Source organism: Rossellomorea sp. ABR4_004 (assembly GCF_056159585.1).
In genome coordinates, this window is the sequence record NZ_JBSWVM010000003.1 from 111,047 (window position 1) to 136,726 (window position 25,680).

The 25,680-nt window shown below is 38.8% G+C and carries 25 protein-coding genes and 1 tRNA gene; 4 read left to right on the forward strand and 22 right to left on the reverse strand.

Annotated elements, in window-relative coordinates:
- Positions 1–8: 8 nt before the first annotated feature.
- The 5 genes from ACXAF2_RS17635 to ACXAF2_RS17655 form a co-directional block, all read right to left on the reverse strand.
- A complete protein-coding gene (locus ACXAF2_RS17635; RefSeq protein WP_475140642.1) occupies positions 9–1,088 on the reverse strand; it encodes an endospore germination permease in 1,080 nt (359 codons plus the stop codon).
- A 207-nt stretch (positions 1,089–1,295) separates the two neighbouring features.
- Positions 1,296–4,430 (reverse strand): AAA family ATPase, encoded by a 3,135-nt coding sequence (locus tag ACXAF2_RS17640; RefSeq protein WP_475140644.1) that lies wholly within the window; start codon positions 4,428–4,430, stop codon positions 1,296–1,298.
- A complete protein-coding gene (locus ACXAF2_RS17645) occupies positions 4,427–5,572 on the reverse strand; it encodes an exonuclease SbcCD subunit D (RefSeq protein WP_475141276.1) in 1,146 nt (381 codons plus the stop codon). The genes ACXAF2_RS17640 and ACXAF2_RS17645 overlap by 4 nt, the downstream gene beginning before the upstream one ends.
- 182 nt (positions 5,573–5,754) lie before the next feature.
- Positions 5,755–5,892, reverse strand: a complete 138-nt coding sequence (locus ACXAF2_RS17650) for a YvrJ family protein (protein ID WP_475140645.1) — start codon at positions 5,890–5,892, stop codon at positions 5,755–5,757.
- Positions 5,893–5,999: 107 nt separating this feature from the next.
- Positions 6,000–6,527: a hypothetical protein gene (locus ACXAF2_RS17655; protein ID WP_475140647.1), complete on the reverse strand. Its 528-nt coding sequence runs from the start codon at positions 6,525–6,527 to the stop codon at positions 6,000–6,002.
- Positions 6,528–6,830: 303 nt separating this feature from the next.
- Between ACXAF2_RS17655 and ACXAF2_RS17660 the strand changes: the two genes are divergently transcribed.
- Positions 6,831–6,927: transfer RNA gene (locus ACXAF2_RS17660), tRNA-Sec, on the forward strand.
- 45 nt (positions 6,928–6,972) lie between these two features.
- On the opposite strand, the gene ACXAF2_RS17665 is transcribed toward ACXAF2_RS17660, so the two are convergent.
- On the reverse strand, positions 6,973–8,298 hold the full coding sequence (locus ACXAF2_RS17665; RefSeq protein WP_475140649.1) for an ATP-binding protein: 1,326 nt from the start codon (positions 8,296–8,298) through the stop codon (positions 6,973–6,975).
- Positions 8,299–8,498: 200 nt separating this feature from the next.
- Here ACXAF2_RS17665 and ACXAF2_RS17670 point away from each other — a divergent pair, with 200 nt between their 5' ends.
- Positions 8,499–8,924: a DUF2621 domain-containing protein gene (locus tag ACXAF2_RS17670; protein WP_475140651.1), complete on the forward strand. Its 426-nt coding sequence runs from the start codon at positions 8,499–8,501 to the stop codon at positions 8,922–8,924.
- A gap of 145 nt (positions 8,925–9,069) precedes the next feature.
- Here the strand turns inward: ACXAF2_RS17670 and ACXAF2_RS17675 are convergent, their stop codons facing one another.
- The 4 genes from ACXAF2_RS17675 to ACXAF2_RS17690 form a co-directional block, all read right to left on the reverse strand.
- A complete protein-coding gene (locus ACXAF2_RS17675) occupies positions 9,070–9,549 on the reverse strand; it encodes a site-2 protease family protein (RefSeq protein ID WP_475140653.1) in 480 nt (159 codons plus the stop codon).
- Positions 9,550–9,720: 171 nt separating this feature from the next.
- Complete coding sequence (locus tag ACXAF2_RS17680) at positions 9,721–10,200, reverse strand: CcdC family protein (protein WP_475140655.1); 480 nt, start codon at positions 10,198–10,200, stop codon at positions 9,721–9,723.
- 121 nt (positions 10,201–10,321) lie between these two features.
- Positions 10,322–10,681, reverse strand: coding sequence for a response regulator (locus tag ACXAF2_RS17685; RefSeq protein ID WP_475140657.1), 360 nt, complete (start codon positions 10,679–10,681; stop codon positions 10,322–10,324).
- A 115-nt stretch (positions 10,682–10,796) separates the two neighbouring features.
- Positions 10,797–11,504, reverse strand: coding sequence for a cytochrome c biogenesis CcdA family protein (locus ACXAF2_RS17690; RefSeq protein WP_475140659.1), 708 nt, complete (start codon positions 11,502–11,504; stop codon positions 10,797–10,799).
- 266 nt (positions 11,505–11,770) lie between these two features.
- Here ACXAF2_RS17690 and ACXAF2_RS17695 point away from each other — a divergent pair, with 266 nt between their 5' ends.
- Positions 11,771–11,947, forward strand: coding sequence for an aspartyl-phosphate phosphatase Spo0E family protein (locus ACXAF2_RS17695; RefSeq protein WP_148969234.1), 177 nt, complete (start codon positions 11,771–11,773; stop codon positions 11,945–11,947).
- 90 nt (positions 11,948–12,037) lie between these two features.
- Here ACXAF2_RS17695 and ACXAF2_RS17700 read toward each other — a convergent pair whose 3' ends face one another.
- The 9 genes from ACXAF2_RS17700 to yneA form a co-directional block, all read right to left on the reverse strand.
- On the reverse strand, positions 12,038–13,843 hold the full coding sequence (locus ACXAF2_RS17700) for an ABC transporter ATP-binding protein (RefSeq protein ID WP_475140661.1): 1,806 nt from the start codon (positions 13,841–13,843) through the stop codon (positions 12,038–12,040).
- Between the two features lie 3 nt (positions 13,844–13,846).
- A complete protein-coding gene (locus ACXAF2_RS17705) occupies positions 13,847–15,595 on the reverse strand; it encodes an ABC transporter transmembrane domain-containing protein (protein WP_475140663.1) in 1,749 nt (582 codons plus the stop codon).
- A 141-nt stretch (positions 15,596–15,736) separates the two neighbouring features.
- On the reverse strand, positions 15,737–16,858 hold the full coding sequence (locus tag ACXAF2_RS17710) for a CamS family sex pheromone protein (RefSeq protein ID WP_475140664.1): 1,122 nt from the start codon (positions 16,856–16,858) through the stop codon (positions 15,737–15,739).
- A 187-nt stretch (positions 16,859–17,045) separates the two neighbouring features.
- Entirely contained in the window at positions 17,046–17,267 is a 222-nt protein-coding gene (locus ACXAF2_RS17715; RefSeq protein WP_044337285.1) for a YneF family protein, read from the reverse strand.
- Positions 17,268–17,351: 84 nt separating this feature from the next.
- Positions 17,352–17,789, reverse strand: coding sequence for a sporulation inhibitor of replication protein SirA (gene sirA / locus ACXAF2_RS17720; protein WP_475140666.1), 438 nt, complete (start codon positions 17,787–17,789; stop codon positions 17,352–17,354).
- 269 nt (positions 17,790–18,058) lie between these two features.
- Positions 18,059–20,062 (reverse strand): transketolase, encoded by a 2,004-nt coding sequence (tkt, locus tag ACXAF2_RS17725; RefSeq protein WP_475140667.1) that lies wholly within the window; start codon positions 20,060–20,062, stop codon positions 18,059–18,061.
- Between the two features lie 185 nt (positions 20,063–20,247).
- On the reverse strand, positions 20,248–20,481 hold the full coding sequence (locus tag ACXAF2_RS17730; RefSeq protein WP_148969240.1) for a DUF896 domain-containing protein: 234 nt from the start codon (positions 20,479–20,481) through the stop codon (positions 20,248–20,250).
- Between the two features lie 105 nt (positions 20,482–20,586).
- A complete protein-coding gene (locus ACXAF2_RS17735; RefSeq protein ID WP_475140669.1) occupies positions 20,587–21,237 on the reverse strand; it encodes a YneB family resolvase-like protein in 651 nt (216 codons plus the stop codon).
- An 11-nt stretch (positions 21,238–21,248) separates the two neighbouring features.
- Positions 21,249–21,575: a cell division suppressor protein YneA gene (gene yneA, locus ACXAF2_RS17740; protein ID WP_475140670.1), complete on the reverse strand. Its 327-nt coding sequence runs from the start codon at positions 21,573–21,575 to the stop codon at positions 21,249–21,251.
- Between the two features lie 158 nt (positions 21,576–21,733).
- Here yneA and lexA point away from each other — a divergent pair, with 158 nt between their 5' ends.
- Complete coding sequence (gene lexA / locus ACXAF2_RS17745; protein ID WP_148969243.1) at positions 21,734–22,354, forward strand: transcriptional repressor LexA; 621 nt, start codon at positions 21,734–21,736, stop codon at positions 22,352–22,354.
- A gap of 117 nt (positions 22,355–22,471) precedes the next feature.
- On the opposite strand, the gene glnA is transcribed toward lexA, so the two are convergent.
- The 3 genes from glnA to ACXAF2_RS17760 form a co-directional block, all read right to left on the reverse strand.
- Entirely contained in the window at positions 22,472–23,806 is a 1,335-nt protein-coding gene (glnA, locus tag ACXAF2_RS17750) for a type I glutamate--ammonia ligase (RefSeq protein WP_148969244.1), read from the reverse strand.
- 37 nt (positions 23,807–23,843) lie between these two features.
- On the reverse strand, positions 23,844–24,260 hold the full coding sequence (locus tag ACXAF2_RS17755) for a MerR family transcriptional regulator (protein ID WP_148969245.1): 417 nt from the start codon (positions 24,258–24,260) through the stop codon (positions 23,844–23,846).
- A gap of 139 nt (positions 24,261–24,399) precedes the next feature.
- A complete protein-coding gene (locus ACXAF2_RS17760) occupies positions 24,400–25,677 on the reverse strand; it encodes a methionine gamma-lyase family protein (RefSeq protein WP_475140672.1) in 1,278 nt (425 codons plus the stop codon).
- Positions 25,678–25,680: the final 3 nt, after the last annotated feature.

Below are 25,680 nucleotides of genomic sequence, written 5' to 3' on the forward strand. Positions count from 1 at the left end.
AACATCCTTTACTTAATAAATCGGAGGATCACTGCTGACGTAATTATTTGAACGATAAAAAGGACAACGGTTGCAGGAAAAAAGTATTCATATAAGAACTTATAAAAAAAATACGTATCAACATCTATAAAAATAAGTACCAGCAATATTAAAAAAATTGGCACCATCACTTTCAGTGATATTTGGTAACGATTCTTCTTTTTCGTAAAAAAAACGGCCAACAGAAACATGAATAAACTAATCCTGATAAGGGCACCACATAACCACTGATAGAGAGCGAAGAAATCCAAATGAGTAATAAATTCCCCAATGGATAAAATTCTCCATTGTTCATAAGCTGGATACCTCATATTCGCTGATTCTATATGACCAAATTCCATGATGGAAGCGGTTAATGGACCAAACATTAAGCCCATGAAAATTAGACCGAGAACGATTAAATGGTGAAATTTAATTTTCCCTTCACTAAAAGGCTGTATTAAGACAATCAAATATAATTCAAGTAAACCGGATAATACATAAATCATCCCTTTAAAGACAGGCTCATATCCATTACTGAAAATTGGAAATAAAAGATTGGGATCTTTCATATTGGTGTTTGTAAAAGCAATAAAAAATCCAAATAACATAACCAATGGCAATAAAATACCACTCGCGATGGCCATATGTTTGATCCCTGACCAACTGATTAAGAAGCAGATAAGGAAGATGCTTCCTACCACTAATAATGATGGAACGTCTGCTAAGAAATATGCACTTAACCATATTATTAAATCAACAAAGGTTATATATGCACTTGATAATAAAAATAAACACATTGGGAGTGAGAATAGGAAAACAAACCATTTGTTCCATTTTTGACTAAGCAGGTGATAGAACCCTTCCTGGGGGGAATTCTTTACTATGTAATAGATTAACAACGTGACGATAAATAATATTGGATAGGTTAATATAATACTGATCCATCCATCTCTCCCGGCTGCATTCAGGATACTTGGTATAAGCATGACATGATTTAATAAACCGGTTGAAAGGATGAGCAATAGGATTAATTGCCGGGGAATTAAAATAGGACGAATGCTTTTCATAAGTTTTCTCCAAATTTCAGATTGTTTTATCTCTATTTATGTCCTACATAAAAGAAATCAAACCTCCTAATCCAATAAAGGATCTTACATGTACGAATCATTTCTGAACAACGAATCGCATCTTTTCCTAAATAGAAAAAAAGGTCAAAGAGCTATTCTCTTTGACCTTTTTAGATGAAATTAGGATGATCCAAAGTATTAAAAAGCCTAAGCAAGAAATTGAAATTCAGTCCTGCTTCCGCTTTGAGAGGATATGACCTCTAATCTGGCGTCAATTCTCTCTTTTAATTCTGGAACATGTGAAATTAACCCTACTAGTCGGCCACTGCTTTGAATATCCATCAATGTTTCAATGGCATGGTCCAGAGATTCTGGGTCCAAAGTTCCAAATCCTTCATCAATAAACATTGTTTCAAGTGAAACACCACCTGCATACTGCTGCACGACATCTGCAAGTCCGAGGGCCAATGCTAACGATGCCTTGAAGCTCTCCCCTCCGGATAACGTTTTAACGTGTCGTTCCTGACCTGTGTACTGATCAAATATGAGAAGCTCTAAACCGCTCTGGACGTTTCCTTTGCTTCTATCCGTTTTTCGAATCAGCTGATATCGCCCCGCCGTCATTTTGATTAAACGTTCATTTGCCACTTGAAGAATATCTTCAAGGAATGACGCAAGCACATATCTTTCAAATGTTATGCGATTTGCATTCTGTCCCCGGGCCACTTCTGCCAGGTGCCCGACCATTTGATATCTGGTTTCTAAATGCTTTATTCCTTCATTAATAGATGTCACCTTTGCAAGAATAAGCTTATTTTCTTTCGTATTTGTCATGAATTTATTACGTTTATCATTTACAAGCCTAAGTTCCTCGGTAACCAGTGATATGTTTTCTTCAATGCTTTTTAAATTAGGCTTATGTTTATCCTGTAAGTGCTTTTCAATGTCATGTAGGCGATCGGAAACCGAACGCAGGTCTTCACCATACTTCTTCACCTTTTCTTGAAGACCCAGTATTTCTGCTTCAGACTTTTTAGCCTCCTGGAATGCTCTATAGTGAGAAAATCCTTGTTCTGTAAGAAGTGTAAGAAATGCTTCACGTTCTGTTTTTAACTCTGCATTAACTTTTGCAATATGGGTCTCTTTGTCACTCACTTGTGAATCTTTTACGCTATACATGTTTTCGAGCTCATAGTATTGCTCCTGGGCACGTTCGTATGCCGTCTTCAACTCTTCTCTTTTTCGTTTCTGCTCTTTTAACACTTTGTTAAATTGGACTTTTGATCTGAGCTCATAAGGAATATCTTCCTTCACCTTTTGGAGGGTGGTATCCTTTGTAAGGAACTGAGTATTAAGTTCCTGTAACTTGTCCAGGTTTTTCAATCTTGAGCCGTCCAATTCTTCTAGCTTTTCCCTTCCTCTTCTTACTTCTTCCCTCATTACCTTTGCTTGTTCGACTTCCCTTTCCTTTTCAGCCATTGTACGTTTCAAGTCTTCAATCTCTGATGTCACTTGAGAAAGAGTATCTTCTATTTCGTTCCGTTTAAATTCGCTTTTCTTTTCACGAATTTTCCTTACGATACCGTCTATCTGATCCTGAATACCCTGCATTTTTGTTTCCTCTTGAGCGATCGCAAGGCTCATCCTTTTCTCTTCCTGGTTGAGTTCCTCCAGCTTTTCCTTCGCCGCTTTCAAATCTTCCTGAGCGGGTAATGAATCAACCTCAAATGCCGGTTGTGGATGATGCTCTGAGCCACAAACGGGACAAGGAGCATGATCAACCAGTCCTTTTGCAAGGTATGCAGCTTGAGCAGAGTGCCACTTCTCTTCTAAATGGGCAAGAGTTTCAGAGGCATCCAAACTTTGTTTCTGAAGGTGACGATACTGTTCTTTCAAAATTTGCTCTTGCTTTTGGACAAGTTGAAATTTTTGATCCATTTTCTCTATCTCATTTACCTGTTCTAAAAAGGATTGATTCTCTTGCAAAGACTTTTCTAATTGAAATAAATCTGCTTGACCATTTTCCCCTTCTTCAAGTCGTTGCTCCCGGGATTTAATCCCTTCTTGTAAAAATGATATCTGTTCTGTCTGTTTTTTGACAATGTCTTGCTGCTGCTCATATCTTTCTTTCATTTCTTCGGTATCTTTCATCAACATATCCAGAGAATCTATATCTTTTTCCATTTCTTCGAGTTGAGTGATTTTCTTTGAAACGTCGTCCCTGTGATTTTCGTTATTCTTTTCTTCTTTTAGTGTTTCTTTAGCTACTATAAGCTTTTCCGAGATTGCATCCTTTTCCTCTGTAAGTTGAGCGAATTGACCCTTAAGTTCCTTCAAGTTTCGATTAAGTTTATGGCAATACTCATCTTGTGGAACTAAACGGGATGCTCGCTGAGCTAATAAAATGTCTCGATCGATTGATTCGATTTCAGGCTTTACTTTTAATAGGGATTCTTTCTCATCTCTTAGTTTTTCTTGAAGCTTGAAATGATCGACCAATCCTTCCGCCTCTTGAAGCTGTTTTTTTAGGGCATCTCTTTTTTCCTGCACGCTTTCATAGTAACCCTGCAATTCTTTCTCTTTTATTTCCATCCTTTCTATGTGAGCTGGAAGAAGTTGAAGAATATGATGGTCATTCAATGGATTTTCTAATAAAAGTGATTGAAGCTCTTCATTTTCTTCAAAATGAATTCTAAGTAATTCCCTTGTTAGTTCTTCCATAGAGGTTTCTACTGACTTCTTTAAATCGTCTGCCTCAGATTTCAGTTTTTCCTGGATGGTCTTATAAAGCTCTGTATGGAATAGACGTTGGAGGATAAGCTCCTTATCTTTACTGTCTGAAGTTAAGAGCTTTCGAAACTCCCCTTGGGGAATCATAAGAATCTGCCTGAATTGATTGGCATCCAGTTGAATTAACCCTTTGATCTTCTCATCCACGTCTCTGACGTTAGCCGCCAGTAACTGTTCTTTGCCATCTTCATCGTATACGTATAATTCAGAACGGGCATTGATGGTTGTGTAGCCTTCTCCTCTTGCTTTCTTTTTATCCTGCTGAGGGGAGCGCCAGATACGATACGATCTGCTTCTTAAACTGAATGTAAGCTCTACCTCCGTAATAACATCATTACTTGCAAATTGACTTCTCAGTTCAGTCGGGCTACGATCTTCACCACTTGCCTTACCGTATATCGCATAGGATATTCCATCAAAAATAGTCGTCTTCCCAGAACCTGTCTTCCCTGATATCACAAACATTGTGCGGTTACCCAGCGAACGAAAATCAATTGTTTCTCTTCCTGCATAGGGTCCAAAGGCTTGCATCACTAATTGAAGAGGCTTCATACTTGATCAACCTCCTTTCTAGCTTTTTCAATAACGTTTTGCAGGACTTCTTCCTTTTCATCGGTAAATTCACCTGTCGTCATATCTCCGTAGAATTCTTTAAACAAGTCAAGCTCCGACCTTTTCTTATCCTCTAGTACGCGGAACGTATTTTTCTTTTTGGCATCGGTGAGATCCATTTTCCTCTCCAAATGAAGGACATTCGGATAAACTTGACGCAATTGGTTGATGGGATCGATTAGCGTTCCTTCATCATGTAACATAATCTTTAAATAGTCATCCACTTTCTGGGATTGATAGAATGTGGGATCAAGAAGCTCTTCCATAAGCCCCTCTAGTTCTCTCATATCTTGTTTGGGCTGAAGTACTCTTTCCCGTAAATGGAAGGATCCGTCGCGTTCTATTTCTACTATGCTCACTGATTTTCGCTGACTCGCTTCAGAAAAAGAGTATTTTAATAGAGATCCTGAATATCGAATCGTTTCATGCTTAATAGCATCTGGGCTATGAAGATGCCCCAAGGCTGTGTAATGAAAAGACTTAAACACATCTGCACCGACACACCCGGATCCTCCAACAGAAAGAGTGCGCTCTGAATCTGTGGTTTTACCCCCCAGTACAAATGCATGACCCACAAAGACATGTGGTTCATTCGGATTCATAGTTTCTTCAATCCGTTTCACAATCGCTTCCATTGCAGTGTGATGAGAATTGATTGAATCGTCTTCAAGGACTTGTCTGACATTACCAGGCTCAGCATAAGGAACGCAGTGGAAATGAACCCCATTTATTGTGATTGGAGTAAAGTCATTTGTCAGCTTCCCTTTCAAGTAAAAGTGACTATGCTTGTACCATGATGAACCAAATGATAATCGTTCTGCACTATCATGATTTCCTGATACAGCCACTACAGGTGTGTTTAACTCAACATTTATTCGGAATAAAACCTCATCCAACAGCTCTACAGCTTCAGTAGGAGGGACTGATCTGTCATATAGATCTCCTGCAATCACGACTGCATCGGGCTCCTCTTCTTTCACGAGCTCTATCAATTGCTCTAATATAAAGCGTTGTTCTTCTGTCATATAAACGCCATGAACCAGTTTACCTAAATGCCAATCGGCGGTATGAATGAATTTCACTGCTGTTGTCTCCTCTCCGGTCATCGAGTATCTCCCTAAATTATATCAAACTAAGAAGTTATAAGTGAAAGGAAATGTCACCTTATAGAACGATTGTTCCTATATCACTTTAATTATTATTGCCCTTTCATCATTAGGAAGGAAAGGAGGCCCCTCATGTGAAATGAGGGGCCTCCTTTCTATTATTCTTTTAGCTGCTGAGGTAGTGTTTGTATCGACGTGATCACGGCATCCAGCTTCGTCTCAATACGATATAGGAGATACATCGTGACAACAATCGGAAAGCCTACTTCAGAAATGAATGAAATAATAGCTTCCATCCTTTCCCCTCCTCTCATTTTATATATAGGTAAAATGAGGGAGAAAGGAGACTATATAAATGGAAAAAGCGAATCCATTAGTTACATGGAATCGCTTTTTCATTATATCATCCGTTTATATCACTTATTAAGCTAGAGCTTACTAATCCTGCTTCATCAAGAATTTCTTTGATTTGATTTTCTGCTTCGTTTAATTTCTCATTAGCTGCAGTTAAATCTGTTTCGCCCTCTTTAGAGAGTGCTTCAGCTTTCATATCATATGATTCTTTCAAGGTGGATTTGAATGAGTCCACCGCTTCTTGTTGATCACCAAGACTTTCAGGGATCTCCATGCCTTCTACCGCTTTAGCCGTTTTAGTGGCTGATGCAGCAGCAGCTTCCTTCATTTTTTCCAACTCTTCTCCTGCAGGCGGCTCTTCTCCAGCAACCGCTTCTTCATATCCATTAAGATCAATATCAACACCATTGACGGTTGTTGTTAAATTTAAATAAAAATCCATTAAATCACCAGCAACATTTGTTTCTTCTTCCGTTGCATTTGTTGTTTCTTCTTTTTTAGCTTCGTCAGAACCTGAATCGGAGCATCCAACCAGTGCTAAAGATAGACCCAGACCTAAAAACCATACTTTTTTCATACTTGTTTTCCCCTCTCTGTCTCAATCAACATGTTCAAGTATAGAAGGTAAGCAATCCCTGTAGGAAATCGCTTTCTTCAATTTATGATAAGCCGGCAAAAAGTATCTTATCACGGGGGGAATCGACTGGTAAAGAAGAATTTTCTAATTTCTCCAAAGTTTAAATCTTATAAATATTTTAAATATATAGCCTATTTCTCTATGGATCATCACACTTTACACACAGGTCAATGGTACTTATAGATTCTAAATACATTTGAACAAGTTATTCTTCCATGGTATAACATATATATACTTATTTTCGGGGCTGATTGTAGAGCTGGTGCATGCCTAGGTCTTCAAAACCTCTTGGGAGGCGCGTGCCGTCTCCGCTGGGTTCGATTCCCAGGCAGTCCCGCCATATGTTCACACACGAAAGAGCCCTTAATCCATAAGGGCTCTTATTTCATTGGTTTTGTAAAGTTTCCCTCCTTTTTCTATCTGAAGCTTGAACAGCTTCAAACATGATATGGAAGCTGGTTCCTTCTCCCTGCTCGCTTTGCACCCTGATATCAGCACCATGATCACGAAGAATTCTCAGACATATGGTGAGACCTAAGCCCGTGCCTTTCGTCTTCGTTGTGAAGAATGGCTCCCCGAGTTTATCCAGCGTTTCTTTTTTCATGCCTACTCCCTCATCTTTGAAGGTTAATTGAACCTTGTTATAAGAGGATAAGTCTGCACTTATCGTAATCGTGCCCCCATGAGGCATCGCTTCTATGGCGTTTTTAAGTAAGTTAATAAATACTTGTTTTAGCTGATTTTCATCTCCACGAATATGGAGCTCCCTTTCATGAAAATCGGTTTGGATTTCAATATTATATAAAATGGCATTCGTATTTAATAATTTCGCAACATGATCAAGGGTCTCAATGATATTGATTCGTCTATATGTAACGGATTGCGGCTTTGCGAGAATCAATAATTCGCTCAACACAAGTTCAATCCTCTTGATTTCAGAAAAGACAATCCCTAAGTATTCCTTCGTCTTTTCATCGGCATCATCTCTTAATAACTGTAAGAAACCGTTAATTGACGTAAGGGGATTACGTACCTCATGTGCAATTCCAGCTGCTAATTGGCCGGCGACAGAGAGTTTTTGAGATTCTATGGCTAACGTTTCATTCATTTCAATCAATTCTTCTTCATTATGTACTCTTTCGGTTATGTCTGAGATGGTTCCCACCGTTCCAAGAAGTTCCCCGTTTTTATTGTAATTTAACTTAACATTCACTTCACCCCAACGAAAATGACCATCCCTCTTCTGATAAGAGAAGTCCATTTTCATTTTCTCCTTTTTCATGCTTATACTTTGTCTTACCATTCGAAGAATTTCATGACGTTCATGTAGGGAAATAAAATGAAGTGCATTCTTATGTAAACTTTCTTTAACCGTATATCCCGTATAGTCTTCCCAAGATTGATTCAGAAATTGAAACTCTCCTTTGGAATTGGTATGAAAGACAACTTCATCTATACTCTGAAGCACATGCTGCATTTCTTCATTTAGAAGCTTCACTCTCTCCTCACTCTTTCGCAGGGCAGCTAGTGTTTTATAGCTTGTGTCATAATTTTTCCCCATATAGTAGCTAATAAAGAGAATCAATAGAGTGAACACCAAATCCACTTTCAAATCCACTGGATATTGCAGAACAAAGTAATAAATAAAATCCCATGTTAAGACTAGTAAAAGTCCACTGAGCACTGATACTATTCTCCCTCTATATATCATCCTGTGAGCCCCCTATCCATCCAAGCACGAGAATCGAAATAGAAAGAATTTTCGCGATATTTGTTATTTATTAGTATATCATTTCTAATTAAGAACAGTATAGACTTCTTTTGTAAAAACAGTGATATTCTTGTCACAAGCTTTTCCCTTGTCTATAATGAATACGATACATACGCTTTTTGAAAAATTGAGGTGAAAACATGCTTGAAGGTTGGTTCTTATATTTCATACTGTTTTGGGTCGTATTTTTAGTGGCTTCATTTGCTATTGGTGGATTCTTCATGTTCAGGAAATTCTTAAAGAGATTCCCTAAAGAGGATGGAAAATCCGATTTGGACTGGGAAGAGCATTATGTGAATGAAACCATCCATTTATGGGGTGATGAGGAAAAGAAAATGCTCAATGAGTTGGTCACACCGGTACCCGAATTATTTAGAGACGTAGCGAAGCAAAAAATTGCTGGTAAAATTGGAGAATTGGCTTTAAAAGACAGAGCCTCTTCCATTACTCAGGAATTAGTCATAAGAGGGTATATCCTGGCCACTCCGAAACGGGATCATAAGTTTCTTCGAAAAAAACTGGACGAAATGCAAATAGATGTAACCCCTTACGAACATTTATTCTAGGCGACAGGAAGGAAAGCGAATGGGATCGATACTAATTATTCCGATTGTGCTATATTTAATTTTTATTATAGGTGCGGCTTTTCTGTTTTATAAATGGAAGAAAGCAAAAAAAGGTAAACGATAGTCGTTTACCTTTTTTATATGATTAATCAATGGGATCCTCTGCCTTACCGTATCGAATGACGTCAAGTATCGCTTGTCCATCACTTGGTTTCCCGTCTCCATTCCGAAAAGGAAACAATGAAAAGAATATAAAATAAACGGAAAAATACACAAATTGATAGAAAAAGATGTGAACAGGGATGACTCCTTCAAATATCAGGGAGTTAATGGCTAAAATTGCAATCAGGTTAAATAAACTACCAGACAGATAAATAAGCACATGAACCCACACCTTGTTATACTTCAATTCTGTATATTGACACCAGCCTTCCATAAAATACATTCTCTTCACTTCCAATGGACCAATGCTCATTAAATGCTTACCGGTTCCAATGCAAAATTTTATCTTTGCACCAAATATGCGAGCAACGAGGATATGACCTGCTTCATGGACGATGGTGACCAATGGCAGTGTTAAAAAGAATGCCAGAAAAAACGTCCAAATATCTGCTAGTGTAAACAATACTTATCCCACCAATATCTCTTGTTATTTTCTTCATTTCTCTCTTTGCCCTAATTGCCTCAACCTTAAGCATATTGGTTTCCTTTGTAAAGAAATCGTAATCTCATGTGAAGAATTTCCCAAATGAAAAATAGCAGTGTGATAGGAATCACCCTGCTATTTTCAAGTGAATTAAATTGAATTCGTTGTTAAATCTTGTTGCTCTTGTTGCAGCTTTCTATATTGAAGATACATGGTGATTCTCCACGGAACGATCATACCAAAGGCAAGAATCCAAAACATCCCACTAAGCTCACCATAATCGATCGATGCACTTAGAATGGACTTGGCCAATATTCGTATTAATAGGAGTCCAATCAAAATAAATGCGAACGCTTTAGAACGTTTTAGATAAATATCATTATCACGAATTTCGAATTTGGAAGTCTTGATCAACAATATAGAAAAGATCATTCCTACGGCAATCGCTTCTAGAAACTCTCCTAAAGTAACTCGAAAAACAGGAAATAAGAACATTAATGCACCTGTACTCATAAACAAAGGAGGTAAGATAATCTTCTTGCTGTTAACAGGCTTTTTCTGAGCCTTCATTCTAATAAATATCACCATAAAACCCATGCAAATCGCAACAATGGATGAAGCAATCATCATAAACCATCATCATCCTTTTTTCTCTACTTTCATACCTTTCCCTATTATAGCCCAAATGAGGGAAAAACGAAAACACAAAAAAGAGAGATTAAATAGAGCCTTAATCTCTCTTTCGATTTTATCATCCTAATACTCTTTTGATGGCTTCTTCTACCCTCACTTCGTCAAAGGGTTTCACAATAAAATCCTTCGCTCCCGCTTCAATGGCTTCCACCACTACCTTTTGTTGACCCATAGCAGAACACATGATTACTTTAGCTTGGGAAAACTCTGATAAAATTCTTCTAACCGCTTCTATTCCATCCAGCTCAGGCATCGTGATGTCCATTGTGACCAGATCCGGCTGAAGCTCACGATACTTTTCTACGGCGATAAGTCCATTCTCTGCTTCCCCTACGACTTCGTGACCAACAGAGGAAAGCATGCTTCCAAGAGTCATTCTCATAAATTTCGCATCATCCACTACAAGTATCGTTGCCACAGATGTTTCCTCCTCGTATACGCTACCGATGTCTATTGAACTTTATTTCCTAATTCATCCATTTAAACTATACCATAAAACGTAATGAACTGTATATTCTATTCTTTATTTTGGTTTAAAACCCAGTGAATCCTCCAAATACCGAAGTAAAGTAAGCCAGGATGACGGTCATCCAATCAAAGAATAGCATGATCCCTACCGCAATCATCACATATCCTCCAACCTTTACAATCTTTCCACTGTTTTTTCTGATCCACTGCATTCTTCCGATGAAGAATGACAGAATGAAAAACGGAATGGCAAATCCTAATACGTAAGCTGTCATATACATGACGCCAGAACCTGGATTCGATGCGGCAAGAGCCAGAACGGAAGCAAGGATCGGCCCGGTACATGGTGTCCAGCCGGCAGCGAATGCCATCCCGATTAATACGGAGCCAAAAAAGCCTGCCGGTCTATTCTTGAATTCAATGCGACGGTCCTTCATCAATGTTTCCGGTGTGAATACGCCGATGACTACCAATCCAAAAATGACAATGAAGATAGCCCCAAGCTGACGAATGAGATCTTTATAATCTAAAAAGAAGTTTCCGATTAGGGAAGTACCAAAACCGATGGCGATAAAGATTGCCGAGAATCCGACTAAGAAAAATAACGTATGTAATAAACTTCTTCTTTGAAGCATTGCATTATCCGTTTTGAGCTCATTTACACTCATTCCAGTTATATAAGATAGAAAAGCGGGATATAATGGAAGGCAGCATGGAGAGATGAAGCTTAGGAAACCGGCCCCAAATGCTAAGAAAATATTAATATCAGACATTTTTACAACTCCTACATTTCAGTATATATCTCTATTCTATCAAACAAACCCGGTTTCTATGATGAATGTTTGTGTGAAAGATTTGTGACCATTATATTACATGTACATTTTACTTTTTCAAATGTGTTAAACTCTCTTTTCTTTTTAAAAAAACCAATAATTTTGCTTTGAAAAACAGTTCGATTTTCGTTATACTAATAAAAAGTTACAGTTATTACTAGTTTTGTATTCCGTTTGTAAGGACATACAAAAGAAAGGAAACAGCCGTGTCTAAAAAAGAGCTTCTCCAACGAATTGAAAAAAAGCGTGCTCAATTAATTGATATTGTTGCTGAAAATGGACTCACGTCGCCTCAAGCTATTCAATTTAGTCAGGAACTTGATCGTCTGTTAAATAGCTACAACTCCCTATACATAAAAAAATGCTCACCTCAAATGAGCTAAGGTATTATAAATTACAATTATACTATTCTAATATAAATATTAACGAACAAAGGGCAGACCCTTCATCTGTAGGGTCTGCCCTTTATACGTTTAAGAACCAGAAACGGCATCTTCCATACCATCTACTAGACCATTTTGCAGAAGATACATTTTATGATAAATGCCTTTTTGAACAAGTAATTCCTGATGACTTCCTCTCTCTACAATCTCCCCTTTATGAAGGACCAGAATCAGATCTGCATCTTGAATGGTAGAAAGCCTATGAGCAATGGCGATCGTTGTTCTTCCTTTTCTCATTTTTGATAATGCCCCTTGAATGGCTTCTTCTGTTTCCGTATCGATGTTAGCCGTTGCTTCATCCAGGACAAGGATTCTCGGTCGGGTTGCGATGGTTCGCGCAAATGCGATTAATTGCCTTTGGCCACTCGAGAACGTTGATCCCCTTTCAACCACTGGATGTTCATATGCTTCAGGTAGTTTTTCTATAAAAGTATTGGCTTGAACGAATGTGGCAGCTCCCTCCACCTCTCTATCCGTCATCTCTTCGGAATGAAGCGCAATATTATCTTTGATCGTTCCGAAGAATAGAAAGGGATCCTGCAGGACAAGCCCCATTTTCCCTCGGAGCTCTTCTACTGGATAAGACTTAATGTTTTGACCGTCTATATAAATATTTCCACGTTCAAATTCATAGAACCTCATGAGTAAATTGATGATTGAGCTCTTACCACTTCCTGTGTGCCCTACTAGAGCAACAGTTTCTCCCGGGCTTGCAGTAAATGAAATATTCTTAAGTACATCTTTCTGCCCATCGTAAGAGAATGAAACATTGTCAAACGTTATTTTCCCTTCAACGATTGACCTATTCGTATGATTTTCTACATTCTGTGCAGGTGAAAGTTCATCTTCATCCAGCAGCTTAAAGACACGGGAAGAGGCAATAATGGCCTGTTGAAACATCGATAGCCTCATCATGATTTGATTGACAGGCTCAAAGAAGCGGTCCAGATAATTTACAAAGGCATATAGTACCCCTATTTCAATAGTCTGATTGAATGATGTCACGCCAAAATAACTTAACACAACTATCAGGGCAGCTACATACACCAGATCAATAGCGGGTCTTAATAATAATCCATCCACTTTAATATTCTTCATTCCTGCTAAATAATGTTTTTCATTAATATCACCGAATTCTTCTCTTAGTCTTTTTTCCTGCCTGAAGACTTGAATGATGGACATTCCCTGAAGAGACTCACTAAGCTTTGCATTAAGCTGACTCAATCTCTCGCGCATATCCTGATAGAAGATAGCACTAAACTTGCGGTAAAGATTCATAATCATAAAAATGACCGGCAATATGAATAAACAGAAGAAGGCAAGTCGGGTATTAAGTGCAAACATGGCGATAAAGATGCCTGTTAATAGGAATGCTCCCTGAATGAATGATACCAGCACACTCACAAACATATCTTTAATCGCTTCCGTATCATTCGTCACTCGTGAGACAATGCTTCCTGCCGGGGTTTTATCGAAATACTTCATTCCTAATCCCTGTACCTTCGTAAAAACATCCACACGAAGCTGCTGAATGATTTTCAGTGCTATTTCCTGAAATTTCAATAATTGAAAGTATGAGATCAACACGTTTCCAATTTGTATGAATAAATAGGTCGCACCTAATCCTACAAGGGGTCCGTAGGGAAATTCTCTTGGGGTTAAATAATCGTCTATAAAGACCTTGATGATGATTGGTCCAAAGACATCGCCAATCGTTGTCAAAAGCAATAACGAAAATGCAAATAAAATCGTCTTCTTATGAGGCTTTGTATATCTCATTAGACGAAAAAATATGTTTCTCTGTTCTTTCGCCGTTAACGTCGGTATCGTATCCATAACTTATCCCCCATGTTCAACTATTTCTTCTAACTGTTGACGCAGATACATTTCCCTGTACCATCCTTTTTTCATCATCAATTCACTATGACTGCCTCTTTCCATGACCTTTCCTTCTTCAAGAACGATGATTAAGTCTGCATGCTGAATGGCACTTAATCGATGAGAAGTGATCATGGTCGTTTTTCCGGCTCTATTTTCCTTTAATGATGTCAAAATGGATTCCTCTGTCTTTGCATCAACAGCTGACAATGAGTCGTCAAGAATGAGTACCTCTGGATTCATTAACAGTGCTCTCGCAATCGAGATCCTTTGCTTTTGTCCACCAGACAAGGAAACGCCTCTTTCACCGACCACAGTACCGTATCCGTCGCTGAAATGAATGATATCATCATGGATATGCGCAAGTGCAGCCGCCTCTTCCACTTTTTCTTTCGGGGTAAGTGGATGAGTGAAAGCAATATTCTCAAGAATCGTTGCTGAAAAAAGAAAATGATCCTGAGGCACATATCCTATACTTTCACGTAAACGGGTTAATTTATAATCCTGGATCCTTTCCCCGCCGAACGTTATTTCGCCCTTATACCCTTCAAACTCCCTTAGTAATAATCTTAGTAGAGTTGTTTTACCTGCTCCCGTTTTTCCTACGATCCCTATCGTTTGACCTTTCTTTAAGGAAAATTGAATATTCTCTAAAGTATGCTCATCTTCATTTGGATAAGCAAAGGACTCAATCTTATATTCTATATCTCCTGAAGGCACTCGATCCAGTGCTCCTTCTTGATCTATAATATCTACCCTTTCATTTAACAGCTGTGAAACACGGTCGTAAGACGCACGTCCTCTTTCTACAATATTAAATAACCATCCAAATGCGAGCATCGGCCAAATGAGAAGTCCCAGGTAGGTAGTAAAAGAGATTAATTCTCCTATTGTCAGTTCTCCACTCACGACAAATCTTGACCCAAATACAATGGATAGAAAGAAAGATATTCCTACTATTATTGAAATGGTTGGATCGAAAAGGGAATCCACTTTTGCAACAGCTATATTCTTTTGCACTACATCTTCAGATTGCTTTCGAAATGATTCGATATCCTCTCTCTCTTGTCCAAACGTCTTAAGAACCTTGATCCCCGTTACACTTTCCTGTGTTTTATCATTTAAGGATGAGAATGCTTCCTGTGCTTTATGAAAGCGTTTATGCAAAAGAGTACCATAATAACTCGTCAGCATAGCCATGAACGGCATTGGGATCAAAGCAATAAGGGTAAGCTTCCAACTGATTGTAAAAGCCATGGCCAGTATCACGAATCCTCCTGTAGATATGGAATCTACAAATGTCAATACTCCAACTCCTGCGGTTTGTTGAATCGCTTGAAGGTCATTTGTAGCATGCGCCATCAAATCACCGACTCTTCTCTTTTGATAAAACGAGGGTGACATTTTGGTAAAATGATGATACAAACGATTCCGGAGCAAACGGGAAAGTTTGGTCGCTGAACCAAAAATCATGATTCTCCATACGAACCGAAGTCCGTACATCGATAGAGCCGTGGCGATGAGGATAAGAACCCATTTCAGCATGTCTTGACGGGTCAATGTGTTCTCTTTAATACTGTCCACAATGATCCCTACAATCTTTGGTGGGATCAATTGAAGACATGCTACAAATAAAAGCAGGATAGTTCCAGTGATATATGATTTTTTCTCTTGCAGAAAAAACCACTTTAAATCTAAAAACACTTTCATTCTGTCTCCCCCGTATCTATAATAAATCGACTCTTTATTTTACCAAATTTCAAAAAAATGAGAAATCTTTTTTAAAAAGATTTCTACACAAAAAGAACACCTCTTAATGTATTAAGAGATGCTCTTTTTGTTCATCTTATGCTAATGGATTTGAACAAATGGTTCCTGGTCCACTTCTTTTACAATGGTTGCTTTCAGACCTTTAGGTGTTTTCACATAGAGGTAAACAGGGGTGTGAGGGAAGTAATCAACAATCTCAGGTCCAATCGCCTGAGAAAAGCCTATTAGTTCTGTTTCTTTCACCATCCCTGTATGAACATCAATCACGAGTTTATTCAAGGTGTCTTTTTGGTATAAGCCTTTTCCGACAAACTCAATATCCTGGTGTGAAAAAAATTTCGAAACATAATCTTCTAGATCACGTATCCGATTATGTAGATCTCGATCTTTTTCTTCCCCTTCATCACTAGGGAAGTAATAATATTTATCCGTTACATCGTTCCATTTTTTTGCAGTCTTATCATTTTCGTCAACATAGCTGGAAGTAATATAGTTGCCTGACACTACGCTATTCAATGGTTGAAGTTTGTATAGGGATATCAGTACAGGGACATTTTTTAGTTCCTTATTGGCTTTCACCCTACTGACAACGGTGTTGGCTATCTCTTTTCCGTATTCTTCCAACTGTGGGTCATCGATCTTTACCTCATCAAAATGCATGAGCTTATTTTCATCTTCGACACGAATATAATCTACGGTATTCATAGCAAGACCGAGGGAAATCCCTTTTATTTTCCCTTCTGCGTCAACGTAGTTCTGTTCATGGATATATGCGAGATACATGGGATTCTTTTTTTCAATCTCCATTTGTTGTTCCCAGCCCATATCATCCTTAATTTCCAGAGCAGGATTAAGCCCTGATTTATTTGATTTAGACTTCCTTCCCAACCATGAATCTAAATCCTTAAGATATTGACCTTCCTGGTATACATAATCCTCTGGTGAAAAATGCTCGGTGGATAAAGACATGAGGCCAGTTTCAATTTCATCCATATCACTTCGATTATTAATCATCATCGTAATGAGACCACGATTGATTGATTTTTTCTCTTTGTTCACTTTATAATTTAAATATTCGCGCGCTTCTCCAGCTGCATTATTTTGAATTTCAAGTGTTTCTTCATCCATCACTTCTTGAGGCTTATTGCTGCAACCGGCAACAAGAATCATGAGAGACAGTGAAGCAATCATCCATTTTTTCATATGACTCCCTCCGGACTATATTCTATCATAAATTCAATTTTAATCTGAATGATAATCATTAAGTTTTTATGAATTGATTAAAATAATCATTTTTGCCTAATTGATTAAATAAATAGGAAAATAAACTCATCATAAATAGTATAGTCGCAAATAGAAAAAGCACTCATTACCTGAGTGCTTCTATCTATTACTTCATGTTCTTATTCATTGCATTCATCATTTGATTGATTTTCTTTTGGGAAGGCTTTTGACCCATTTGCATCATCATCATGCGTAACATTTGCTCGTTGATTGGTGGATTTTTCTTAAGATAGCTCATCATATATTTACGAGCAATGAAAAATCCTAGTGCAACTCCAGCAAGTAATGCTAGAACTCCAACTAGAATAAGTAACCCAGTCGTTGACATACTCTTACTTCCTCCTTCATGTTGTCCTTATAAAAGTGTACTAAACCATGAAACATTATACAATATTTCTGTCATAATTTCTTATTAATATATAAATTTTCTTTGTTTAATCGGTTTTAACCACCCAAAACGTTCATTTTGGATATCAATTGCGAGCAGCTGACCCATATTTCTGCGCAGAATTTCAAAGAAGACATATTCAGATTCATCGTGACCCCAAGCATTCAGCGTCATCCATTTCTCATTGAGAACAAGTGTAGCACCTGAATCGACCCTTTCAATCTTTGCAACTGAATCAACCCAAGCCGCTCCTTCAATTTTTATGATCTCGTGCTGCAGGAGTCTTTGTGTAGGAAGGTATGGAATGGGCCTGGTAATGTAATTTACTTGTTTCGAGATGATATCGTGAAGATCCCCTGAACTTGCTTCCCATTCGGAAAACAGCTGATAGAATATTCTTTCCCGACCATAATAGTGCTGAACAAACATTTCCTCAATCCAATAGATTTGATAGTTTCGCACCTTTACACCCTCCTACCTTTCTTTCATATAGTATAAATCAACTAGATAGGAGTCATTGTCGGAAATTGTTGAAAATCTACACTAGTTTTGTCGAAGAGCAAGCAAACTCAAAAATATCGGTGATTGTCCCAAGTTTTAATATTCAGGGACTTTTCATCATTCACCCATTCTCTTTCAAACATTCTTATTTTAACGACATTTACATAAGCTTAAAAAAAGTCGACTCCTTAAAGAGTATTAAGGAGTCGACCTTTCATGTCTTTAATTCATTACTGTATCAATGCTTTGATTCTTGAAACCACATTGTCTGTTGTAAAGCCGTACTCTTCCATGACTTTTGCTCCAGGAGCAGATGCACCATATCCATCAATAGCTAAAATATCGCCTTCGTCTCCTACATAGCGGTCCCAACCCATTGGAGATCCCATTTCGATAGCAAGACGTTTTTTCACACTCTTAGGCAGAATAGATTCTTTGTATTCTTTTGATTGTTTCTCGAAGCGATCCCAAGATGGCATACTAATGACAGATACGCTGATTCCATCTTTTTCAAGTGCATTTTGAGCGTCTACTGCTAAATGCACTTCAGAACCAGTTGCAATCAGTAAGGCATCAGGCTGTTCCTTACCAGAAGCAGATACGACATATGCGCCTTTGTCTACACCGTTATACGCTTTATCTGCAGTACCTTTAAGAGTTGGGAGATCCTGACGAGATAGAACTAACATCGTAGGCTGATCCTTAGACTCTAATGATAATTTCCAGGCTGCAGCAACTTCATTTCCGTCACCAGGGCGGATGACAGAAAGGTTAGGCATGGCACGTAGTGAAGCAAGCTGTTCTACAGGCTCATGTGTAGGTCCATCTTCTCCGACAGCAATACTATCGTGCGTGAATACATACGTTACAGGTAAGCCCATTAGTGCCGCTAAGCGGATAGCTGGTCTTAAATAGTCACTGAATACGAAGAATGTTCCTCCGAATACGTGCAGACCTCCGTGAAGAGCCATACCATTCATGGCTGCACCCATACCAAACTCACGAACACCGAACCAGATATTACGACCTTCAGGCGATTCATGTGTAAAGTCTGCTTCATCTTTAATCATCGTCTTGTTCGATCCTGCTAAATCAGCTGATCCACCAATGAACGAAGGAAGATTCTTTGCAATCGCATTCAACACTTCACCGGAAGAAGCTCTGCTTGCCAGTGCTTTTCCTTCTTCATATACCGGGATATCTTGATCCCATCCTTCTGGAAGGTCACCTTTGATTGCTGCTTCTAATTGGACTGCAAGCTCTGGATGTTCTTCTTTATATTTTATGAAAAGGTCAGCCCAAGCTTCTTCTTTTTCAGAACCTGCTTGTTGGATCTTTTCCTCGAATCTGCTGTAAACTTCATCAGGTACATGAAAATCCTGCTCAAACGTCCATTGATAAGCTTCTTTCGTTAGCTTCATTTCGTCTTCACCAAGCGGAGCACCGTGAACTGCAGATTTCCCTGATTTATTGGGAGCTCCGTATCCGATGACCGTCTTAACTTCGATCATAGTTGGACGGGATGTATCACCTTGAGCCTCTTCGATTGCTTTTGAAATTTCATCAAGGTCATTTCCGTCTTCAACACGAATATATTGCCAACCATATGATTCAAATCGGCCTTTCACACTTTCAGAGAAAGATTTGTCTAACTCTCCATCAAGTGAAATATCATTTGAATCATAAAGAACTACTAGACGACCTAATTTCAAGTGACCTGCCAATGAAGCTGCTTCAGAGGCCACACCCTCCATTAAGTCTCCATCTCCACAAATAGAATATGTAAAATGATCTACCATATCGTATTGATTCTTATTGTATGTAGTCGCTAAATGCCTTTCAGCTAGTGCCATACCGACTGCCATACCGATTCCTTGCCCAAGTGGCCCAGTCGTGGCTTCTACTCCTGGAGTGTGTTTGTATTCCGGATGTCCCGGTGTTTTACTTCCCCATTGACGGAATTCCTTAAGGTCTTCCATTGAAACGTCATAACCTGATAAATGAAGCAGGCTATATAATAGCATGGATCCATGACCAGCAGATAAAACGAAGCGGTCCCGGTTAAACCACTCAGGATTTTTCGGATTATGATTCATGAACCTTGTCCATAGGGCATACGCCATCGGAGCTGCTCCCATAGGCATTCCAGGGTGTCCAGAACCTGCTTTTTCAATTGCATCGATAGATAATGTACGGATTGTATTAATTGCTAACTGATCTGTGTTATCAAACATATGTCAGACATCCTTCCTTTTAATGTACCTTATTAATATTAATCTTCTTTGCTAGTTTATACAACTATCTTGAATGATAACATGACTTTATGATCGTTGAAAATAAAAAACCTTATGATTTCATAAGGGATGAAGATGAAAAAAACTGCCAGGTCCATATAAAATGGACCTGGCAGTTCAATCATTTAGTTCATTTTCTTCTTAGTCTGTATATCCTGAATCTTCTTAGGGGTCACTTCATTACCTTCCGGATCAAATATTCTTGTATTTTCAATGGTCCCTTTCATCGATTGACGAAACGTTTCCAGGTATTCTTTTCTCAACTTGGACTGCTCTTTTGCTTCTTGTTCGGTTAGTCCGCTACTCTTGGACTTCTTGGCAAGTTCATTGATTCGATTCATTTTTGTTTTTGAAAGCATCTATAAAAACTCCTTTATTGCATAGTAGGCAAAATCTAATACACAACTAATAGTAAAGCTTAATACTATCGTCATGTTACTAGATTAAAGGAGATAAAACAAGAGTTACGCATTTTCCAATGAAGACATATATTCTTTGAAACGCCTATGTACGGTAGCTTTGGAGACATCATACCCAAACCCTCTTAAAGTGGCTGCGATTTCAGCAAATGTCAGTTCGTTCTTTCTTAACCGAACAATTTCCTCAACGGGTACTTCAATCCGCTCTCTTCCTTCTGCATTCCCTTTGTTTTTCAGATTTTTATGAGGTTGAAAACCATTTTCCACTGCCCTTTTCATCCCTCGTCTGATTTTTAAATTATGGAGTTTCCTTTGATACTCCTCAACCATACTTACGATATTAATCACCATAGAATCTGATTCAGATAAGTGAAGCTCCCCACTATGTGTTTGACTGATAATCTTGACTTCCTCTTTTAATAAACAATGAATAAGAGCAATTTTGGCATTCCCTCTGCCAATTCTTGTTTCGTCCTGTATGAGAACAACCTCAATCGAATCCTCTTTAATCAAATCAAGAAGTTCAAGAACACCAGGGCGATCCAACTCAAAACCGCTTGCTTGATCTTTTATGATAGCAACAACTTCGTATTGGTGTTCTTGTGCTAACTTCACTAATTCCTCTTCTTGACGTTCCAAGGATGTTTCCTGTGTGTCTTTCTTTGTACTGACTCTGCAGTAAATTACTGCCTTCATCTTCTATCCCTCTATTCTTCGTTCATTACCAATTCATAGTTTGAATGGGTGGATAATGTTGGATTTTCTATAGGTAACACAAGCGATTCACCGGGTTTGATTGAGAATGATGTGAGATTATTTTCCTCTCCGACCCAAGCGATAAATTCTTCCACCGTCATAGAATATTCTTCATTGTACTGTTTGGCAATAGTCCAAAGTGTGTCTCCATCCTGAACGGTGATGCTTTGATATGACGGCTGGTTTGCCATGACCACTAGCAAATAGGCTGCAGATAAAAGAGCTAAAATAAATAATATAATAATGTAAGAGAAACGATTCCAAATGTGTGTTAACATAAAAAATACCTCCATACGAATGTTTGTTCTGTTTTTTGTTATATTCATTGTAATACGAACATTCGTTTGGTGTCAACAGAAATTCGAACTTATGTTTGTATCGGCTGGAAAGACATGCTATAATGGGAACATAAGATCTATAATAGAGGTGCGTGAACATGACAAAATTGTCTAAAAGACAGCAGGACATACTAGAATATATTAAAATTGCAGTAAGAGAAAAAGGGTACCCACCTTCCGTACGGGAAATCGGGGAAGCCGTTGGTCTTGCTTCTAGTTCCACCGTACACGGACATCTGGCCAGGTTAGAGAGTAAAGGTCTTATTCGCAGAGATCCCACTAAACCAAGAGCCATCGAAATCTTAAATCTTGAAGAGGATACGATACCGCGTCAGCGGGTTGTTAATGTTCCTTTAATCGGTAAGGTTACAGCGGGTCAACCCATCACGGCTGTTGAAAATGTCGAGGAATTCTTTCCACTGCCTGAGCGTATGGCACCTTCAGATGAACAGGTCTTCATGCTGGAAATCATGGGTGACAGTATGATAGAGGCCGGAATCTTGGATGGGGATTTTGTTATCGTTCGTCAGCAACAAACAGCGAACAATGGGGATATCGTCGTAGCGATGACCGAGGAAGATGAAGCGACTGTAAAACGCTTCTTTAAAGAAAAGGATTATGTTCGATTACAACCAGAGAATTCAACCATGGCTCCGATTATTTTACGAAATGTATCTATTTTAGGAAAAGTTGTCGGAGTTTATCGTCAAGTACATTAATATGTAATAAGCCGCTATGTATACATAGCGGCTTATATTTTTGATGGCCTAAAAAAAGAAGTGGGGGCAGCATTTGTGCTACCCCCACTCCATTTGAATAAATACACGTATTAAGGATTAATACATTTGAATGTATTGCTCGCGCTCCCATGGGTGTACTTGTGTACGGAACATATCCCATTCGATTTCTTTCGCTTCCACGAAGTGTTCGAAGATGTGTTCTCCAAGGGATTTAACGATTACTTCATTTGTTTTAAGATTTTCTAATGCAGCGTGTAAAGTTGCTGGAAGATCTACGATTCCCGCTTCTTCACGCTCTTTTTTATCCATAACATAAATGTTGCGGTCGATTGGCTTAGGAGCTGGAAGGTTATTCTTGATTCCGTCCAATCCAGCAGCCAGTAATACAGCCATCGCCAGGTATGGGTTTGCGGCCGGGTCAACACTACGGACCTCAACACGCGTGCTTAATCCACGGGAAGCAGGGATGCGGATTAATGGGCTGCGGTTACGAGCAGACCATGCAACATAACAAGGTGCTTCATATCCAGGTACTAAACGCTTATATGAGTTTACAGTCGGGTTCGTGATCGCTGTAAAGTCAGTAGCATGTTTAATGATACCTGCAAGGAATTGACGAGCTGTATCGCTTAATTGCAGATCTCCCTTTTCATCAAAAAAAGAGTTTTCCCCATTTTTGAATAGGGACATGTTACAGTGCATACCTGACCCATTAACACCAAATAGAGGCTTAGGCATGAATGTTGCGTGTAATCCATGCTTACGAGCAATCGTCTTAACCACTAGTTTAAATGTTTGGATATCATCACATGCTCTTAATGCACTTGCATATTTAAAGTCGATCTCATGTTGACCAGGAGCAACTTCGTGGTGAGATGCTTCGATTTCAAAGCCCATTTCTTCTAATTCTAATGCGATATCCCGACGGCAGTTCTCCCCTAAATCTGTAGGAGCTAAATCGAAATAGCCACCGTTATCGTTCAATTCTAATGTCGGCTCACCATTTACGTCTAATTTAAAGAGGAAGAATTCTGGCTCAGGTCCAAGGTTGAAGTCAGTAAACCCTAGCTCTTCCATTTGACTTAAGATGCGTTTTAAATTGTTACGCGGATCTCCTTCGAATGGAGTGCCATCTGGATTGTAGATATCACAGATCAGTCTGGCTACTTTTCCTTTTTCAGCTGTCCATGGGAATACTAACCAAGTGTCTAAATCAGGGAATAGGTACATATCTGATTCTTCAATTCGAACAAATCCTTCAATTGAAGATCCGTCAAACATCATCTTGTTATCTAGTGCCTTCTCAAGCTGACTAAGAGGGATTTCTACGTTCTTAATCGTCCCCAGTATGTCAGTGAATTGCAGTCGGATGAACTTTACACCTTCTTCATTCGCTAATCTTAAAACATCTTCTCGAGTATACTTTGCCATTTACGTGTTTCCTCCTCAAGTTTATTAAAGGTTTTATTTAATGAAAAAAGCGAGACATGTCACCTTGACGCAAAGATGCTTTAGTAAATCGACCGGAATGCATCAATTCATTTCGAAGTAATTTACGCAGCTCGTCATCGGATAGATCCTGTCGTGCTTTTTCTTCCTTTTCATTACTTACGTCAGATACTACTTTACTTTCATTATGACTGGATACCGCATATATCTTCTTAATCCCAGCCATGTTGATCCCTTGATCTAACAGATCCTTTACTTCCAATAACTTATCAATGTCATTCAAGGAAAAGAGCCTGCGATTCCCCTCAGTACGTGCAGGGCTGATCAATTGGTGCTCTTCATAGTATCGAATCTGACGAGCTGTTAGGTCCGTGAGCTGCATGACAATACTAATGGGGAATAATGCCATCGTTCGACGAATTTCACTTCCGCTCATCCTGATTCCTCCTTTTGTTTTCCTTCTTAACCTTATTATATGTAATGTAAGGAGTTCTGTCAATCAAATGTTAGATTTTCTTACATATGAATTCAGAAGAAAAGGATAGTCAGATTTAGACTATCCAATTACTATTTTATTATCCTTTTGTCACAGTGATTAAACCTTTTTCAATCAAATTATCTACTGCCGAGCAGACGGCAATTTTCACATGGGCGTAAGTTAATCCCCCCTGAACATATGCCACATAAGGTGGTCTTATGGGACCGTCTGCAGATAATTCAATGCTGGAACCTTGAATGAATGTTCCTGCCGCCATAATGACATCATCCTCATATCCCGGCATATAGTTGGGATATGGAGTAAAATGAGAATTAATAGGTGATGCAAGCTGGATTGCCTGACAAAACGCCACCATCTTATCTCTGTCATCGAACTGCACAGACTGAATTAAATCCGTTCGTTTAGCATGAGAACTTGGATTTGTATTCATGCCAAGTTCCGTTAAAAGCGCAGATGTGAAGACTGCGCCCTTTAATGATTGTGCCACCACATGTGGTGCCAAAAAGAAGCCTTGATACATTTCTTGCAAGCTATAAAGAGATGCCCCCGCCTCTGCCCCTATTCCAGGAGAGGTCATTCGATATGAACATGCGTCAACGTATTCTTTCTTTCCTACAATGTAGCCTCCGGTTTTAGCAAGGCCTCCACCAGGATTTTTGATAAGGGAGCCTGCCATTAAGTCTGCTCCTATGTGACAAGGCTCACTCTCTTCTACAAATTCTCCGTAGCAGTTGTCTACGAAGACGACTATTTCAGGGTTGATCTCTTTAACAAAATCAATCATTTCTTTGATTTCTTCTATCGTAAAGGAAGGTCGGTTGGCATATCCTTTAGATCGCTGAATCCCCACCATTTTTGTTTTGGAAGAAATGGTTTTTGCCACCCTTTCAAAATCGACCTTTCCAGAATGGAGTAAATCTACACTTTGATAGCCAATTTGAAAGTCTTTCAGTGACCCGGTTCCTTCCCCGCGAATCCCAACGATTTCTTCTAACGTATCATATGGTTTTCCCGTTATGTACACTAATTCGTCCCCAGGTCTGAGTACACCAAATAAGGCGATGGAGATTGCATGAGTACCTGATATAATCTGAGGTCGCACTAGTCCTGCTTCTCCTCCGAAAACATCGGCATAAATACTTTCTAATGTGTCTCTTCCTGCATCGTCATACCCATAGCCAGTTGAAGGTATGAAGTGAGAATCGCTTACACGGTGCTTTTGAAAAGATCTAAGCACACTGAATTGGTTATTTTCTGCCCGATCTTCAATTGAGTTGTGTATATCTTTAATGCTTGCTTCAACTTTTGTTACCAATGGTTTTAGAGTGTTTCCGTGCACTAATTGTTCAAACATGAG

Bases quoted from the DNA above. Each gene is read 5' to 3' on its own strand.
- ACXAF2_RS17700 (WP_475140661.1), bottom strand. From the start codon at position 13,843: ATGGATACGATACCGACGTTAACGGCGAAAGAACAGAGAAACATATTT.
- ACXAF2_RS17710 (WP_475140664.1), bottom strand. From the start codon at position 16,858: ATGAAAAAATGGATGATTGCTTCACTGTCTCTCATGATTCTTGTTGCC.
- ACXAF2_RS17755 (WP_148969245.1), bottom strand. From the start codon at position 24,260: ATGAGCGGAAGTGAAATTCGTCGAACGATGGCATTATTCCCCATTAGT.
- yneA (WP_475140670.1), bottom strand. From the start codon at position 21,575: ATGTTAACACACATTTGGAATCGTTTCTCTTACATTATTATATTATTT.
- ACXAF2_RS17665 (WP_475140649.1), bottom strand. From the start codon at position 8,298: ATGATATATAGAGGGAGAATAGTATCAGTGCTCAGTGGACTTTTACTA.
- ACXAF2_RS17715 (WP_044337285.1), bottom strand. From the start codon at position 17,267: ATGTCAACGACTGGGTTACTTATTCTAGTTGGAGTTCTAGCATTACTT.
- ACXAF2_RS17730 (WP_148969240.1), bottom strand. From the start codon at position 20,481: ATGCTTTCAAAAACAAAAATGAATCGAATCAATGAACTTGCCAAGAAG.
- ACXAF2_RS17735 (WP_475140669.1), bottom strand. From the start codon at position 21,237: ATGAAGGCAGTAATTTACTGCAGAGTCAGTACAAAGAAAGACACACAG.
- ACXAF2_RS17635 (WP_475140642.1), bottom strand. From the start codon at position 1,088: ATGAAAAGCATTCGTCCTATTTTAATTCCCCGGCAATTAATCCTATTG.
- ACXAF2_RS17680 (WP_475140655.1), bottom strand. From the start codon at position 10,200: ATGATGATTGCTTCATCCATTGTTGCGATTTGCATGGGTTTTATGGTG.
- ACXAF2_RS17640 (WP_475140644.1), bottom strand. From the start codon at position 4,430: ATGAAGCCTCTTCAATTAGTGATGCAAGCCTTTGGACCCTATGCAGGA.
- ACXAF2_RS17705 (WP_475140663.1), bottom strand. From the start codon at position 15,595: ATGAAAGTGTTTTTAGATTTAAAGTGGTTTTTTCTGCAAGAGAAAAAA.
- ACXAF2_RS17670 (WP_475140651.1), top strand. From the start codon at position 8,499: ATGCTTGAAGGTTGGTTCTTATATTTCATACTGTTTTGGGTCGTATTT.
- ACXAF2_RS17690 (WP_475140659.1), bottom strand. From the start codon at position 11,504: ATGTCTGATATTAATATTTTCTTAGCATTTGGGGCCGGTTTCCTAAGC.
- glnA (WP_148969244.1), bottom strand. From the start codon at position 23,806: ATGGCAAAGTATACTCGAGAAGATGTTTTAAGATTAGCGAATGAAGAA.
- ACXAF2_RS17650 (WP_475140645.1), bottom strand. From the start codon at position 5,892: ATGGAAGCTATTATTTCATTCATTTCTGAAGTAGGCTTTCCGATTGTT.
- ACXAF2_RS17760 (WP_475140672.1), bottom strand. From the start codon at position 25,677: ATGTTTGAACAATTAGTGCACGGAAACACTCTAAAACCATTGGTAACA.
- lexA (WP_148969243.1), top strand. From the start codon at position 21,734: ATGACAAAATTGTCTAAAAGACAGCAGGACATACTAGAATATATTAAA.
- tkt (WP_475140667.1), bottom strand. From the start codon at position 20,062: ATGTTTGATAACACAGATCAGTTAGCAATTAATACAATCCGTACATTA.
- ACXAF2_RS17655 (WP_475140647.1), bottom strand. From the start codon at position 6,527: ATGAAAAAAGTATGGTTTTTAGGTCTGGGTCTATCTTTAGCACTGGTT.